Source organism: Bartonella sp. W8122 (assembly GCF_016102485.1).
Classification (GTDB): domain Bacteria; phylum Pseudomonadota; class Alphaproteobacteria; order Rhizobiales; family Rhizobiaceae; genus Bartonella; species Bartonella apihabitans.
Window position 1 is genome coordinate 14,712 of sequence record NZ_JACFOO010000003.1, and the last position, 14,383, is coordinate 29,094.

General features: G+C 46.9%; 14 protein-coding genes and 1 riboswitch. Of the genes, 8 read left to right on the forward strand and 6 right to left on the reverse strand.

Annotation, left to right across the window (positions count from 1 at the left end; translation table 11 throughout):
* The first annotated feature begins 13 nt into the window (after nucleotides 1–13).
* The 5 genes from H3S83_RS11160 (at nucleotide 14) to H3S83_RS11180 (ending at nucleotide 5,412) form a co-directional block, all read left to right on the forward strand.
* The gene (locus tag H3S83_RS11160) at nucleotides 14–598 is read left to right on the forward strand and encodes a GNAT family N-acetyltransferase (RefSeq protein ID WP_198239869.1); all 585 of its coding nucleotides are present in this window, start codon (nucleotides 14–16) and stop codon (nucleotides 596–598) included.
* 120 nt (nucleotides 599–718) lie between these two features.
* Nucleotides 719–2,470, forward strand: coding sequence for an amino acid ABC transporter permease/ATP-binding protein (locus H3S83_RS11645; RefSeq protein WP_304504616.1), 1,752 nt, complete (start codon nucleotides 719–721; stop codon nucleotides 2,468–2,470).
* A 49-nt stretch (nucleotides 2,471–2,519) separates the two neighbouring features.
* Nucleotides 2,520–3,470 carry an ABC transporter substrate-binding protein gene (locus H3S83_RS11170; protein ID WP_198239871.1) on the forward strand — a complete coding sequence of 317 codons (951 nt, stop codon included), beginning with the start codon at nucleotides 2,520–2,522 and terminating at the stop codon, nucleotides 3,468–3,470.
* 34 nt (nucleotides 3,471–3,504) lie between these two features.
* Nucleotides 3,505–4,446 (forward strand): ABC transporter substrate-binding protein, encoded by a 942-nt coding sequence (locus tag H3S83_RS11175; protein WP_198239872.1) that lies wholly within the window; start codon nucleotides 3,505–3,507, stop codon nucleotides 4,444–4,446.
* 15 nt (nucleotides 4,447–4,461) lie between these two features.
* Nucleotides 4,462–5,412: a PLP-dependent cysteine synthase family protein gene (locus H3S83_RS11180; protein WP_198239873.1), complete on the forward strand. Its 951-nt coding sequence runs from the start codon at nucleotides 4,462–4,464 to the stop codon at nucleotides 5,410–5,412.
* A 676-nt stretch (nucleotides 5,413–6,088) separates the two neighbouring features.
* Here H3S83_RS11180 and H3S83_RS11545 read toward each other — a convergent pair.
* Both H3S83_RS11545 and H3S83_RS11190 read right to left on the reverse strand, forming a co-directional pair.
* Complete coding sequence (locus tag H3S83_RS11545; RefSeq protein WP_246741807.1) at nucleotides 6,089–6,448, reverse strand: flavodoxin family protein; 360 nt, start codon at nucleotides 6,446–6,448, stop codon at nucleotides 6,089–6,091.
* A gap of 277 nt (nucleotides 6,449–6,725) precedes the next feature.
* Nucleotides 6,726–7,280 (reverse strand): histidine phosphatase family protein, encoded by a 555-nt coding sequence (locus H3S83_RS11190; protein WP_198239874.1) that lies wholly within the window; start codon nucleotides 7,278–7,280, stop codon nucleotides 6,726–6,728.
* Between the two features lie 135 nt (nucleotides 7,281–7,415).
* Nucleotides 7,416–7,486: riboswitch (cobalamin riboswitch) on the forward strand.
* Between the two features lie 57 nt (nucleotides 7,487–7,543).
* Between H3S83_RS11190 and H3S83_RS11195 the strand changes: the two genes are divergently transcribed.
* The 3 genes from H3S83_RS11195 (at nucleotide 7,544) to H3S83_RS11205 (ending at nucleotide 9,541) form a co-directional block, all read left to right on the forward strand.
* A complete protein-coding gene (locus tag H3S83_RS11195; RefSeq protein WP_075915101.1) occupies nucleotides 7,544–7,765 on the forward strand; it encodes a CbtB-domain containing protein in 222 nt (73 codons plus the stop codon).
* Between the two features lie 9 nt (nucleotides 7,766–7,774).
* A complete protein-coding gene (locus tag H3S83_RS11200) occupies nucleotides 7,775–8,503 on the forward strand; it encodes a CbtA family protein (RefSeq protein ID WP_198239908.1) in 729 nt (242 codons plus the stop codon).
* A 216-nt stretch (nucleotides 8,504–8,719) separates the two neighbouring features.
* Nucleotides 8,720–9,541, forward strand: a complete 822-nt coding sequence (locus H3S83_RS11205) for a M55 family metallopeptidase (protein WP_198239875.1) — start codon at nucleotides 8,720–8,722, stop codon at nucleotides 9,539–9,541.
* A 351-nt stretch (nucleotides 9,542–9,892) separates the two neighbouring features.
* Here the strand turns inward: H3S83_RS11205 and H3S83_RS11210 are convergent, their stop codons facing one another.
* The 4 genes from H3S83_RS11210 to H3S83_RS11225 all read right to left on the reverse strand — a co-directional run bounded on the left by H3S83_RS11210 (nucleotide 9,893) and on the right by H3S83_RS11225 (nucleotide 14,334).
* On the reverse strand, nucleotides 9,893–10,822 hold the full coding sequence (locus H3S83_RS11210) for an isoaspartyl peptidase/L-asparaginase family protein (protein WP_075915103.1): 930 nt from the start codon (nucleotides 10,820–10,822) through the stop codon (nucleotides 9,893–9,895).
* 60 nt (nucleotides 10,823–10,882) lie between these two features.
* Nucleotides 10,883–11,770 carry an ABC transporter permease subunit gene (locus tag H3S83_RS11215; protein WP_075869114.1) on the reverse strand — a complete coding sequence of 296 codons (888 nt, stop codon included), beginning with the start codon at nucleotides 11,768–11,770 and terminating at the stop codon, nucleotides 10,883–10,885.
* Nucleotides 11,767–12,687, reverse strand: coding sequence for a glutathione ABC transporter permease GsiC (gsiC, locus tag H3S83_RS11220; RefSeq protein WP_077972606.1), 921 nt, complete (start codon nucleotides 12,685–12,687; stop codon nucleotides 11,767–11,769). Before gsiC ends, H3S83_RS11215 begins: the two co-directional genes overlap by 4 nt.
* A gap of 117 nt (nucleotides 12,688–12,804) precedes the next feature.
* Nucleotides 12,805–14,334: a glutathione ABC transporter substrate-binding protein gene (locus H3S83_RS11225; protein ID WP_198239876.1), complete on the reverse strand. Its 1,530-nt coding sequence runs from the start codon at nucleotides 14,332–14,334 to the stop codon at nucleotides 12,805–12,807.
* Between the last annotated feature and the right edge of the window lie 49 nt (nucleotides 14,335–14,383).

Sequence of the window (14,383 nt, forward strand, 5' to 3'; positions counted from 1 at the left end):
GGAGGAAACGCCCATGAAACAATTTGTTTTTACCAGCCTCAAGGATCCGCGAGCAGCGCGGCTTCGCGCCGCCTTGATAGAAGAATATGATAGCCGTTACGGCACCTTCTATGATGAAGAAGGCGCTAAAGCCGAGCTTGACCGTTATCCGGCTGAAGATTTCGCCCCGTCACGGGGAAATTTTCTTCTCCTGATTGACGGAGAAGAGACGATCGGCGGCGGTGCTTTCAAATTTTATGATGACACAACAGCCGAATTCAAACGCATCTGGATTGATAATGGTTATCGTCGTCAGGGGCTTGCGGCCCTCATTCTCGACAAACTCGAACGACAAGCGCAATTGCAAGGTTACAAGCGCGTTTATCTCACCACAGGTTTTCGCCAACCGGAGGCTGTCAATCTCTATCTGAAAAATGGCTATACCAATCTTTTTGATTTGAATGGCGATTGGGAAGCTTATCGCCATTTGCCGTTTGAAAAAGACATCCGCAACAAAAATCACGAACCCGATCGTAATCGGGATAATGGCCTCGATCATCATTTGCAGTCATTCTCACCTGTCAAAGCCGAAAGCGCATTGCCGCCAACAAGCCTTTGAGAAGGAGCCCCCATGTCATCACTAACAGATATTCATACTCCCGAACTGTCCGCAAAATTCGATTCTGAAACAAATCAATATTCGGATTGCAAGGTCATACCTGCGCGCTATCCGTTGCGAATGTTCGGCACGGTTTTTTCTGTTCTTGTGATTGCGGTTATTTTATATTCGGTTTTAACAAACGAAAAATGGGGATGGCCGGTTTTCGCAACATGGTTTTTATCCGAACCGGTTCTCGCCGGCCTTGGACGCACAATTTTGCTGACCATCCTTGCAACGATATCCGGCTCGTTACTTGGAACATGTCTGGCATTGGCCCGTGTTTCAAAATCGCCACTGCTTTCCGGCCTGTCATGGAGCTATATCTGGTTATTGCGCTCCGTGCCGCTTATTGTGCTTTTGCTCATTCTCAACAATCTGGGCTATCTTTATGAAAGCATCCGCCTCACCAATCCGTTGAATGGCGAAATACTCGTCAATTACCCGATGGTATCTTTGTTGACACCTTTTCTTGCTGCTTTCATCGGCTTGACCCTCAACCAGTCGGCATTTTTTGCCGAAATCGTACGAGGCGGCATTTTATCGGTCGATAACGGACAACATGAAGCTGCCGCTTCGCTCGGTTTATCGAAAAAACGGCAAGTCTTGCGCATCGTCTTGCCGCAAGCCATGCGCACTATTCTTCCCACCGGCTTTAACGAAATTATCGGTTTGGCCAAAGGTACCTCTATGGTTTACGTTTTGGCATTGCCGGAATTGTTTTACACCGTTCAGGTTATCTATCGGCGCAATCTCGAAGTGATACCGCTTTTGATGGTTGCAACCGTCTGGTATCTTGTCATTATGACAGTGCTTTCGATCGCCCAATATTATATTGAAAGCATCTATGCAAAAGGCGCAGTACGCAACCCTTCGGAACTCGCTTTCTCACGCATTGGCCGCCGTGTACGCAATCTTGCCGGACAGTTGTCATTTTTCAAAACGCCGTCAACTACAGAGTCGAACGACAAATTGACCTTCAAGGAAGAAGTCGAGGCATTAACCGATGACGAGGCCTTTTCACTTGACGAGTGCCAGCATCAGGGCTTCGGCAATCTCTATTCAGGTGATGGTGCAGAAGTCAATGTTCACAACGTGTCGAAATATTTCGGTGCTAATAAGGTGTTGGACAATGTCAGCCTTACAGTGCCGGCAGGGAGTGTAACCGTTATTCTTGGACCATCAGGTTCCGGAAAATCGACGCTCCTTAGAACAATCAACCACCTTGAACGTGTTGATAGCGGCTTTATTGATGTAGATGGCGAATTGATCGGCTATCGTAGAGAAGCAAATACACTTTATGAACTCAAAGAAAAAGACATTTTGAAACAGCGCGCCGACATTGCCATGGTGTTCCAGAATTTCAATTTGTTTCCGCATTTGACTGTTCTCGAAAACATTATCGAAGCACCGACACAAGTGAAAAAACTTCCCCATAAAAAGGCAGTTGAAGAAGCGCTTGATCTGTTGTCCCGTGTCGGTTTGAAAGACAAAGCCAATGTTTATCCACGCCAGCTTTCCGGTGGGCAACAACAACGTGTCGCCATTGCCCGTGCATTGGCGCTACGCCCCAAAGTTCTGCTTTTTGATGAACCGACTTCTGCCCTTGATCCGGAACTTGTCGGAGAAGTGCTCGATGTCATCAAGGAATTGGCCCGTACCGGTTCGACACTTATCGTCGTCACCCATGAAATCGGGTTTGCCCGCGAAGTTGCTGATACGATCATATTCATGGAAAGCGGAAAAATAGTTGAAACAGGAAGTCCCGAAGAGGTCTTCAACCATACAAAACAACAGAGAACCAAAGCTTTTCTGAACAAGGTTTTTAAATAATCGAACATTTCCAGATGAGGCTATTTGCCCAACACCGGGAGGTTTCTTGATGAGTTTCTTTAATAAAAATACCTATGCCAAAATAGCGCTTGTCGTCATTGGCATCACCTATTCACAGCTCTCCCGGTCTGAAACGGTGCCGATCGATTTTTCACCCGAACAACCCGGTCGACCGCATATAGCAGCGAGCCAGCAACGTATTGATGAAGTCGCCAATGTCCCTTTTGTCAAAAAAGATACATTGACGATTGCAATCAATACCAATAGCAGTTTGCCTTTGCATGATTATGCAAGCGACGCAAAAACTCCGATCGGACTGGATGCCGATCTCGCTTCTGCACTTGCCGAACGCTTGGGCAAAAAGCTGGAATTTGTTGAAATTGTCTGGGCAGATTGGCCATTGGGTTTATCGAGCGGCAAATATGACGCTGTCATCGCCAATTTGACGGTTACCGAAGAGCGCAAAGAAAAATTCGATTTTGCCACTTATCGTCATGATATTATCGGTATCTATGTCAAGAAATCGAGCCCTATAAAAGAAGTCAAAGAAGCAAAAGATATTGCCGGTTTGCGGGTGATTACCGATGCCGGTACAAATCAGGAAAAACTGCTTTTGCAATGGAACGACCAGAATGTAAAAGCCGGTTTGAAACCGGTCGAAGTTCAATATTATGATGACCGTGCCCTGCAAACACTGGCTCTCGACAGTGACCGCGCAGATGCAATTTTCAGCGTTAACGCCATGCAGTCCTATATTTCTGCCACAACCGGAAAAACAAGGCTGGTTGGCACTGTCAATGGTGGTTGGCCATTAACCGCCGATATTGCCGTTGGTTTGCCGAAAAACAGCCCGCTCACCAAACCCGTTTCGGATTCAATCAATGATATGATTGCCGACGGGACATATGAAAAAATCCTGAAACGTTGGAATTTGTGGGAAGAAGCTGTTTCACAATCGCAAATCAATCCCCCCGGCCTGCCAAAACCTAAAGCCCAATAAAGATAAATTTTTCAGAAAAACCGGTCACACTCCCATGAAGAAGACAAAACTTTTTCTTCCCTTAATCCTTCTCGTCGTCCTCATCGAAACGGTAACGAATACTTCGGCGCTTGACCAGAAGCCCTTTTTTGACACCACTGCCGAACAGAATGGACGCATTCACGTAGGCAAAAATGACGACGCAATCAAAGTAATTCCGCCAGACTATCATTTCGTCAAACAGGACACATTTACTGTTGCTGTTGCCCCGAGCGATCCGCCGTTATTGTTTTATGCAAATGATGCCAAAACGCCTATCGGTTCGGAAGCGGATTTTGCCTCTGCAATCGCCGAAAGTTTAGGTAAAAAGTTCGAGCTTGTTCCCATTCCGTGGGTCGACTGGCCACTCGGTTTATCTTCCGGCAAGTATGACGCGGTGCTAGCAAATGTCGGCGTTACCGAAGCACGCAAAAAGAAGTTCGATTTTTCCAGCTATCGTCAGGGTATCCATGGATTTTACGTAAGAACCGACAGCCCGATCAAGAAGGTCGAAAAACCCGAGGACCTCGCCGGATATCGGGTTGTCGTCGGTAGCGGCACCAATCAGGAACGTATCATGTTACACTGGAATGATATTGTTACCCGTGAAAAGCTGAAGCCGATCGCACTTCAAGACTATGATGATAGTGCTGCAAGACTTCTTGCCATACAGTCCGGGCGGGCTGATGTGATTGTCGCTCCACATGCAAAACTGGCTTACATGGCATTGCGTGATGGCAATTTGCGCAAAGTCGGGACACTTCTTGCCGGTTGGCCCGATCGTTCCGACGTTTCGGTCGCGACGAGAAAATCAAGTGGTCTTGCCGAACCGATCACGATTGCAATCAACGGACTTATAAAGTCGGGAGTTTACAGAAAAATTCTCGAGAAATGGCATCTGGAAGATGAAGCGCTCGACGTTTCAGAAACCAATCCCAAAGGCATGGCAGAAGAATAGCGGAGAATTATCCCCATGAAAATCCATCACAATATCACCGAACTTATCGGCAAGACACCACTTGTCGAGCTTCATCATTACGGCAAAAAACATCATTTGAAATCACGTATTATTGCCAAACTGGAATATCTTAATCCGGCGGGCAGTATAAAAGACCGTGCCGCTTTGAATATGATTAATGAAGCGGAAAAATCCGGCAAACTGAAAAAGGGCGATACCATTGTCGATGTTACAAGCGGCAATACGGGCATTGCGCTTGCCGCTGTGGCAGCGGCCAAAGGCTATAAAACGAAATTCTATGTGAGCGATAATATCAGCGCCGACAAAATAAAACTTCTCAAGCTTTATGGTGCGGAAGTGATTGCGGTTGAAAATGCTTTTTTTATGGATCCGGAAGCATTGGAAAAAATGGCTGCCCGCATCGTTTCGGAAAATCCGGACGCCTTTTTTATCGACCAATTGGCCAATCCCGATAATCCGAAGGTTCATATTGTCTCGACCGGTCCTGAAATCTGGGAAGATACAGACGGTCAGGTGGATATTCTGGTTTGTGCCATGGGAACAGGCGGAACAGTGTCGGGAACCGGAAAATATTTGAAATCGAAAAATCCGAAAATCAAAGTCGTTATTGCAGAACCGGCAGAAACCTCGCTTCCTAGCGAAGAAAATCCCTATCCCGATGAAATTGACGGGGTGCACAAGGTAAGTGAAGTGCCTGCAGAGTCTCTACCAAAGAACTATGCGGCAGAAGTGGTTGATGAAATTTTTTCACTCGACACTGCTGATGCTCTTAATGTTCAACGTGATCTCTTAACCACAGAGGGAATATTCCCCGGTGTTTCGGCTGCTGCCATTTTATGGACCGCAACCCGCATTGCCGAACGGGAAGAAAATAAAGGCAAAATGATTGTGGCAATTTTCCCTGATAGTGGCGAACGTTATTTGAGTGCTGCAACAAAGAACTAAAACAATTGCATATTTGTGGGCAGATGCACTTCTGCCCGCAAGTTTTTTAAGAAATATTTGCAGTTTCAAGTTTTTCATTCCCTGTAATGACTTTTTGCGAAAACTCAAAACCGAACGGAAAAGTTTTTATTCTGCCAACGCCGAAAACCAAAAACTTTTTATTTTCGGCGTTAATCACCTCATTTGTTTAAACAAAATCAGACCATACAACCCGAAACAGGATTTTTATAATCTGCCTCGCGCTGGCAGCAAACAGGAACGATCAAACGAACGGAAAAAGATTTGAAACATGAATTGGCATTTTAAAGCTACACATTTTCCTGCTCTGCACATTTGCGGGTAACCCGCGCACTGGCTTTTTAAACTGAACCCTCTGCCCGTCAAGTTTGAAAAAACAATTGCCAAACGAATGCGCAAGTAAGCTATTTTAAAAAGCGTGAAGTTTTTCGAGTGGTTTCAAGCGCGCCTATACAATGAACTGTTTATTTGCCGTTACAAAATTGTTTGGTAATTTCCGCAACATGATGTCCGAGATATTTGGCGGTGTTCAGATCTTCTATTTTTCGTGTGACATCCTGTGACGCATTATCCGACTGCGCCATAGCGCCGAGTCAGCTTCCGATACCATTAAGATCATTGCGTGTTTTACCGGAAAGCAAACCGAGATTGCCCCATATCATCGCATGTTGGGCGGCAAAAGGTTCATTGTCATCAAACTGTTGAGCTTGTCGCCATATTCGGCTCCCGAATTGGTAAAACCTGCCGCAATCTTGTTGCGCCATTTCTGTTCGACAAAAGCCGGACCGGTTGAATCTTCCATGAATTGTTTGAAACGTGCACTAACGGTTCCATTATAGGTGGGCGAGCCGAAAATAATCGCATCGACTTTTTCAAGCAGGGTCCAATCGACCGGTTTTTCATCAAGTCCGATCAAAAATGTTTCGGCATTTTTTACTTCTTTCGCTCCCTCTTCGACATAATGTGCCAATTTTTGCGTGTGCCCGAAGCCACTATGATAAACGATTGCTATTTTCATGTTCGACAAAACCTCTAAAAAACCGCAACTGATAGGGAAAGAAAAACGCTATCTTCCAGTCATCGAAAATCTAATTCAAACAATATTTTATCGTTGTGTTTTCTTTTTTTGTTAAAGATATGATTGATATTCATGAATAGTGAAAGTGACGGCTTCATAAACAGGAAAAATCTGGAGAACGTCACAAGCGAAATCGCCGGTGCAAATGGGTCTCTATGAACAATCTGTTTTCCCCACTCAGGCAAAACAAAACGGGAAATCGGAATTGATCTGTCGGTCATTCGATATTTGAGGGGAACAATGAAATTTTTGAATGATCGTGACGTTTTACAAATTTTATAGATGTGAGCGGAGCAGTATCAATTTTGAACAAAGATGCAAGTGGTGCTTTCAACACATCAAGCATAACCATTCGCAAAAAATTGGCATCGGCAACGATCAATGTTGGTTCGGAATAATTCACATGTTCAAGCCAGTCTGCGGTTTTGTCATAAAGGGTTTTGAAAGACGTTCCCCCATGCGGGGCCGAATAAGGGTCGCTCAACCATTGCTCAAGCTCGTCTTCTTCTTCATTTGCGAGTTCTTTCAAGGCTTTTCTTTGCCAATGGCCGTAATCGATAACAGGAATTGAAAAATCTATTTTGAAATCCAGCCCCAATAATTCGACCGTGCGGATAGATGAGGTAAGATTGGCGCAAACAATATTCATGCTCTTTTGAATTGAAAAATTTTCGGGCAAAAGGACATCGCTATCAAGACTTTCATTTCCGGGAAAAATGCCGCGCTGTTCGGCGCGTGTCATGCCATGAGTCATAATAATAATTTCCGCCATTTCGCTTCCCGATCTTTTTATTTCATCCAAACACGATGAATTTCTAAATTGTCACAGACAATAATCTAGTATTTTCAAACAGAATTTGACAGGGATTTTGCTTGAGACTATGGTGAACCTCACATTCAACTTCGTGGAACCCGGTGTCAATCCGGGGCGGTCGCGCCACTGTGACTGTCTACCAATCATGGGACAGAAGCCAGAACTTCGATTTGGATGCTTTTCCCTTAAACTCAAGGACGCGTTATCCTGAAGGAGGTTTCATGTCTATTAAAACGGCGCATGCGCCGCAAACCATATTTGTTCCGGCAAAAACCATTCCGGTCAAAGCCATTTTGCCATGGGCTATTTTTGGCGGTCTCATTTGCCTCATCGCACTTTATTTCATCACCACAGAGCAAGGTGCATTGTCGCTTTTCAGCGGCACCACCATTCATGAATTCGTTCATGATGGGCGCCATCTTCTCGGCTTTCCATGTCACTGAGGAGATAGAATAATGGGTTCACTCCTTTATCGGGGCATGCTTGTCGGCCTCGTTGCCGGTCTTATTGCGTTCGGATTTGCCCGCCTTTACGGCGAGCCTTATGTTGATCGTGCCATTGCTTTTGAAGAATCCCATGAAGCGGCAGAGGAAGCACAAAGCGGTCATTCCCATGAAGCTGAAGAAGAAGTTGTTAGCAGAAAAACACAGGCCGGTTTTGGTCTTTTGACTGCACTTGTGGTTTTTGGTGCGGGTGCAGGCGGGCTTTTTTCCTGTTTTTGCAGCTATGCCTTTGGCCGTTTGGGAAAATTGAACATCATGGCCACAAGTCTCATAATTTCGGCTTCTGCCTTTATCTCGGTGGTACTGGTGCCGCAGTTGAAATATCCATCCAACCCGCCAGCGGTCGGGCAACCCGAAACTATTGTTTCCCGTACCGAAGACTATTTTGCGCTTATTCTGGTGTCACTTCTTGCCATGGTTCTGGTTTATGTTGTGGCAAACCGGCTTAAAGCAAAATTCGGCGGGCTTAATGCGGCGATTATTGCCATGATCGGCTATGCCGTATTCATGGGGATCGTCTATTTCATTATGCCGGTTGTCAACGAAGTTCCGGCCGATTTTTCAGCGGATGTTTTGTGGCATTTCCGCATTGCGACTTTCGGTATTCAGGCCATATTGTGGCTGATACTCGGTGTCGGCTTCGGTTATCTCGCCGAAAGACATATGAAAAAACTTTAGCGGGGGATCGCAAGGAATAGCCAAAGCGGAAATTTTCACGAAAAACTTTTTTCTTCGACAACGAAATTATCCGACTTTCCGCTTCTATTCCTTGCATCACCAATTCAGTTTCTGTCATACTCTTTGTCTTCATAACAGAAGGTTCTAACCTTCTGTTTGTTTTGGCGCGGCTTTCGACCGGTCGCGGATTTTAAAAAACAGGACAATGAGAATTTTATGAAAATTTATATTTCAGCCGATATAGAGGGGGTGGCCGGTGTTGTTATCCCTCAGCAATGTTCATCCGGCAATGCCGAATATGAACGGGCGCGCCGCCTGATGACCAACGAAGTCAATGCTGCTGTTACCGGTGCATTTGAAGCCGGTGCAAAAGAAGTTGTTGTGAACGATTCCCATGGTGCAATGGTCAATCTTGTTCCCGAACTTCTCCATCCCGATGCCGAACTTATTCAGGGAAAACCGAAACCGCAAAATATGGCTTGCGGCCTTGCCGATGGCGGTTTCGATATGGTTTTTCTTGTTGGCCACCATGCCGGTGCAAGCCTTGAAGGTGTGCTTGCCCACACCACCAACAGCCGCGCTTTCCGTGCTGTCTATCTTGGTGACAAACGATTGGGAGAACCCGGCATTTATGGCGCCTATGCGGGTGAACTTGGTATCCCTGTCGGGCTTTTAACCGGCGACAATTGCCTTGAAGAACAAAACAGGGAATTTTTCCCCAAAGCGAGATTTGCAACGGTCAAACATGCTTATGCCAATCGTGCTGCGCGTTCTCTTTCGCCCACAAAATCGTGCGAAAAAATAAAAGCGGCCGCCTTCGAAGCTGTCAAAAACAAGCATGAAATGAAACCCTTTATTATACGCCCACCTTTTATGGTGAAATTCGAGGTTCTTTGGCCAGCCCTTGCCGATCAGGCCGCACATCTCCCTCCGGCCAAGCGTATTGACGCGGTAACAATCGGCTTTGACTGCAATTCGGTTCGTGATGCAATCGGCTGGATGAGCGCTGTTTCTGCACTTGCCGCTTCAGTCATGTGAGAGAAGGCTTGAACTTTTCTTGAACCATGAAAGCGGGCTTTCGCCCGCTTTTTCTTCTTTTTGAGGCGACCGGTTTCACATTCAAAACAATATGGGATAGACCTGCTTTTAATGGTAAAACAAGACCTGCTTTTCGAGTGTGAAGCTTCAAATTTCGGCATTGATCTTGGCATACTTTACAAAAGCAGCCTTACGGTTTTTCCGGCTTAAAAATGTTCCGGAAAAGAAAGCTTACAAACCGATATTTTAATGAAATTCTGAAACCAACTTCAAAGCAGAAATGCTGCGCAAAGGGAAACAGTTTCCCCTTCACTTAACAAACTTAACGAACAATCACCGATTGCCGGAAAATCAATAAATGCCGGTATGGATTTCACCGTCCTGCCCCATCCATGCGCGATACATTCCCTCGCTATTGAAAGGCAGACAGACTTCGCCCTTGGCATTAACGGCAATAAGCCCGCCCTCGCCGCCGATTTTTGCAAGATCTTTGACAACCGATTGTGCGGCTTCTTCAAGTGTTTCTTTTCCCCAGCGGATACGGGCATCGATTTCGTGTGCTGCGGCATAGCGGATAAAATATTCGCCATGTCCGGTTGCCGAAACTGCACAGGTTTTGTCATCTGCCCATGTACCGGCACCGATAACCGGGCTATCGCCGACACGACCGGGGAACTTGGCAGTCATTCCGCCGGTGGATGTTGCCGCAGCCACATGGCCGAAAACGTCACAGGCAACAGCACCGACTGTGCCGTGGCGACGTGAGGGATCATTTTCTTCCCCACCATTGCGGCGCCGCTCCATTTCCTGTTCAAGCGCTTTCATGCGCCGTTCGGTATAAAACCATTCGGCCGGTTTTATCTCGAGCCCGATCTCGCGGCAAAATTCATTGGCCCCTTCACCGGCAAGAAAAACATGTTCGGTTTTTTCCATGACGGCGCGGGCTGCAAGAACCGGATGACGCGGCCCGAAAATTCCGGCAACGGCACCGGCATTCCTGTCGCGCCCGTCCATAATGGCCGCATCCATTTCCTGCGTGCGGTTGGTGGTATAAACAGCGCCACGACCGGCATTGAAAAGCGGATCGTCTTCCAGTGCCATCACGGAAGCAGTGACCGCATCAACGGCCGAGCCATTTGCTTTCAGCACTGCCCGCCCTGCCTCAAGTGCCAATGTCAATCCATGACGATAGGCTCTTTCTTTTTCTTCCGTCATATCTTTCGAGCGCATTGTGCCGGCGCCACCATGAATGGCGATAACCGGTTTTACAGGAGACGACATTTCAAAGTCCTTTCAAAAAACATTTCAGGCTATTTTAAAAAAATAGCGTTTCGACGCCGGTCAATTGACGTCGATTTTTGGATCAAGCGCGTCACGCAAGCCATCGCCGAAAACATTGAAGGCCAAAACCGTAACGAAAATTGCAATACCCGGATAAAGGGTGAGGTGGTCGGCAACGCCCATATAGCTGCGTCCAGCGGCAAGCATTGCCCCCCATTCCGAGCTTGGTGGTTGTGCCCCAAGGCCGATAAAGGAAAGGCTTGCAGCGGTTAAAATAGATGTGCCGATACGCATGGAAAAATAGACAATCACATTGGGTAAGGTTCCGGGCAGCAAATGGCGCAACACAATCATATGGTCGGAAACACCGATGGCACGCGCCGCATCAATATAGACAGCCTTTTTCATCGAAAGTGTCGTTCCGCGCGAAAGACGGGCAAAAACCGGTACGGAAAACACCGCAACCGCATAAATCACATTGTCAATTCCCGGCCCCAGAATGGCGATGACGGCAATGGCAAGCAAAATGCCGGGGAAGGCAAACAGCACATCGGAAATGCGCATAATGAGAGAGTCGAGAAAGCCGCCATAAAAGCCAGCAAGAATTCCCAGAAACACCCCGATAAGACCGCCAAGCGTGACCGATAGAAAACCGACAGCCAGAGAGATACGCCCGCCATAAATGATGCGGGTAAATATATCGCGGCCATATTCATCGGTTCCTGCCCAGTGGGCGGCAGATGAACCCTGCAAAATGGCATTATAATCGGCACTATTGGGGTCAAGCGTCATGAACAAGGGAGCGAAAATAGCCGAGCCGATCAACAAAAGCAGAAAAACAAGTGCCACAATCGCGGCTTTCTGGCGCGCGAAACGACGCAAAAATTCGCCAAAGGGCTTGCGCGTTGCCTCGGCAACAAGTGTATCGGATGAAGTGTTCGCACTCATGAGTAACGGATCTCCGGATTAACAAAAGCATAGAGAACATCAACCAGAAGATTGATAAGGATGAACTCTAGTGAAAAGAGCAAGATCAGCGCCTGAAGAACCGGATAGTCGCGATAGGAGACAGAATCGATCAACAGTCTTCCAAGACCCGGCCACGAAAACACTGTTTCGACAACAATCGAGCCACCAAGCAAAAAGCCGAATTGCAGACCCACCATGGTGATGACCGGAATAAGCGCATTGCGCAATGTGTGTTTCCATGTCACCAGACGTTCGGGAACCCCTTTGGCGCGAGCAGTGCGGATGTAATCCTCACGCGATATTTCGATAAAGGCCGAACGCGAAAAGCGTGCCATCACGGCGGCAACCCCGACGCCGAGTGTAAATGACGGCATGATAAAATGAAGTGCTGTTCCATAACCGCCGGTTGGAAGAAGGCCAAGCCGCACAGAAAAGAGATTGATCAAGAGAAGGCCAAGCCAGAACACCGGAAATGAAATGCCGGAAACGGCCACAACCATACCGGTATAATCCTGCCAACGCCCTCTTTTGACCGCCGAAAAAACACCGATTAAGAGCCCCAATATGGTTGACCAGATCATCGAAAAAACGGTGAGCCAGACAGTTGGCATAAAACGTTCGCCAATTTCTGTTGAAACGGGTTTGCGGGTTTTCAAGGATTCGCCAAAATCACCATGAACGGCGTTTTCCACAAAGGTCACATATTGCGCCCATATCGGCCGATCAAGACCAAGTTGCGAGCGCATGGCTTCCACTGTTTCCGCATCGGCATCAACACCTGCTGCAAGACGGGCAGGATCGCCCGGCAAAAGCCGCACAAAACCGAATACGATCAGTGATATGACAAAAATCACCGGTATGATGGAAAGCAGGCGTTTGATAATAAAAGCAAACATCGAAAATCCCGAAATTTAGGCTGAACGGCGCGAACACGCGCCTATTCTCCGTTATTATCCAGTTTAAAAACCCGTGTTTTTATGGATAACCACGGGTTCAATTCAAAAAACTCCGTTTCAATCGGCAAACTTTGCATCTTTCAAAAGAAAACCGCCATCCGGCAATGCATAAACACCTTCAAGGTTCTTTGTTTTGCCGGAAAGCACGTCTTTCTGGCCAAGGAATATCCATGGTGCATCCTGAAAGATGATCTTTTGCGCTTTGCCGTAAAGCTCGGCGCGTTTTGTGTCATCTGCCGTTTTGACGGCATCTGAAAGATCTTGGTCGACCTCGGCATTTTTATAATAGGCAACATTGAAGAGATTGGGCGGAAAGCTTTCGCTCGAAAAAAGCGGGCGCATTCCATAATCGGCATCGGCAGTTGATGCCGACCAGCCACCAAACTGCATTTGCACAGTTGATTCTTCGGGTGTTCTTGCCCCCCAGACGCGGTCAGCCTCGACACCGGCTTCAAGCGGTGTAACGTTCACCTTGATATTCACTGCGGCCAGTTGCTGCTGCAAAAACTGCAAACCGCGAATGACCATGGTGCTGTTTTTGCCGAAAATTTCGGTATTGAAACCATTCGGATAACCGGCGTCTGTCAAAAGCTCTTTGGCTTTTTCGATATTATATTTATACTCACCGACATTGGTGTAATATTTCAGAAGTGGTGGAATAGGTGATGTGGCCGGTTCGCAAAAACCGTTCATCACAACTTTGCAAAAGGCATTTTTATCAACTGCATAATTCATAGCCTGACGCACACGCACATCGTCAAACGGCTTTTTCATTGTGTTGATTGCCACATAATATTCCGCAATAGACGGTTCTTTCGTCACAACCAGATTGGGCATCTTCTGTGCAACGGCAAAAAGTTCCGGCGGAAAATCGGGAACGAATTGCACTTCTTGCGCCTGCAACATGGCAAAACGCGCACCGTTTTCCGGTACCGAACGAATGGTGACGCCATCAACGCCGACAGTGCCATTCCAGTAATGGTCGTTTTTTATGACTTCAAATGTGTCGCTTGAACGGTTCTTGAAAATAAACGGGCCGGTGCCAACAGGGTGGCGGTCAATATCGCGACCATATTTTTCTATAGCCGCCGGAGAAATCATCATGGTTCCGGTATGCGCCATGGAAGATGGAAAAGCGCCATAGGGTTCTTTAAGGATAACCTTGACGGTATAATCATCCACGACTTCGACATGATCGAGCATGGAGACAAGAACGCGACGCGACAATTTGTTTTCAGGATTGGCGAGCCGTTCAAGATTGATTTTGACAGCTTCTGCGTTAAAGTCTGTCCCGTCATGGAACTTCACGCCTTTGCGCAAATAGAAGGTAAATTCTTTGGCCTCTTCCGAGGCTTCATAACGTTCTGCCAGAAGCGGTACAATTTTCAAATCCTTGTCGAACCCCAACAGGCCTTCATAAATCGTCCGGAGCGAAGTCATGGTCAATGTATCATTGATATTGGTCGGGTCGAGTTTTGTCAGATTGACAGGAACGGCAACCGTCAACGTTTTGGCTTCTGACAGAGCCGGCATCAACATGGTGGTAGAGATCAGCCCCGCAGCAAGCAATCGTTTCAAATTCAACATCAATCATCCATTTCGTTGGTTTGTAGAGATTTATCGGTTTGTTGATAAA

Excerpts from the sequence above, each read along its gene's own strand:
- H3S83_RS11160 (WP_198239869.1), top strand. The coding sequence starts at position 14 with ATGAAACAATTTGTTTTTACCAGCCTCAAGGATCCGCGAGCAGCGCGG.
- H3S83_RS11645 (WP_304504616.1), top strand. The coding sequence starts at position 719 with ATGTTCGGCACGGTTTTTTCTGTTCTTGTGATTGCGGTTATTTTATAT.
- H3S83_RS11170 (WP_198239871.1), top strand. The coding sequence starts at position 2,520 with ATGAGTTTCTTTAATAAAAATACCTATGCCAAAATAGCGCTTGTCGTC.
- H3S83_RS11175 (WP_198239872.1), top strand. The coding sequence starts at position 3,505 with ATGAAGAAGACAAAACTTTTTCTTCCCTTAATCCTTCTCGTCGTCCTC.
- H3S83_RS11180 (WP_198239873.1), top strand. The coding sequence starts at position 4,462 with ATGAAAATCCATCACAATATCACCGAACTTATCGGCAAGACACCACTT.
- H3S83_RS11545 (WP_246741807.1), bottom strand. The coding sequence starts at position 6,448 with ATGAAAATAGCAATCGTTTATCATAGTGGCTTCGGGCACACGCAAAAA.
- H3S83_RS11190 (WP_198239874.1), bottom strand. The coding sequence starts at position 7,280 with ATGGCGGAAATTATTATTATGACTCATGGCATGACACGCGCCGAACAG.
- H3S83_RS11195 (WP_075915101.1), top strand. The coding sequence starts at position 7,544 with ATGTCTATTAAAACGGCGCATGCGCCGCAAACCATATTTGTTCCGGCA.
- H3S83_RS11205 (WP_198239875.1), top strand. The coding sequence starts at position 8,720 with ATGAAAATTTATATTTCAGCCGATATAGAGGGGGTGGCCGGTGTTGTT.
- H3S83_RS11210 (WP_075915103.1), bottom strand. The coding sequence starts at position 10,822 with ATGTCGTCTCCTGTAAAACCGGTTATCGCCATTCATGGTGGCGCCGGC.
- H3S83_RS11215 (WP_075869114.1), bottom strand. The coding sequence starts at position 11,770 with ATGAGTGCGAACACTTCATCCGATACACTTGTTGCCGAGGCAACGCGC.
- gsiC (WP_077972606.1), bottom strand. The coding sequence starts at position 12,687 with ATGTTTGCTTTTATTATCAAACGCCTGCTTTCCATCATACCGGTGATT.
- H3S83_RS11225 (WP_198239876.1), bottom strand. The coding sequence starts at position 14,334 with ATGTTGAATTTGAAACGATTGCTTGCTGCGGGGCTGATCTCTACCACC.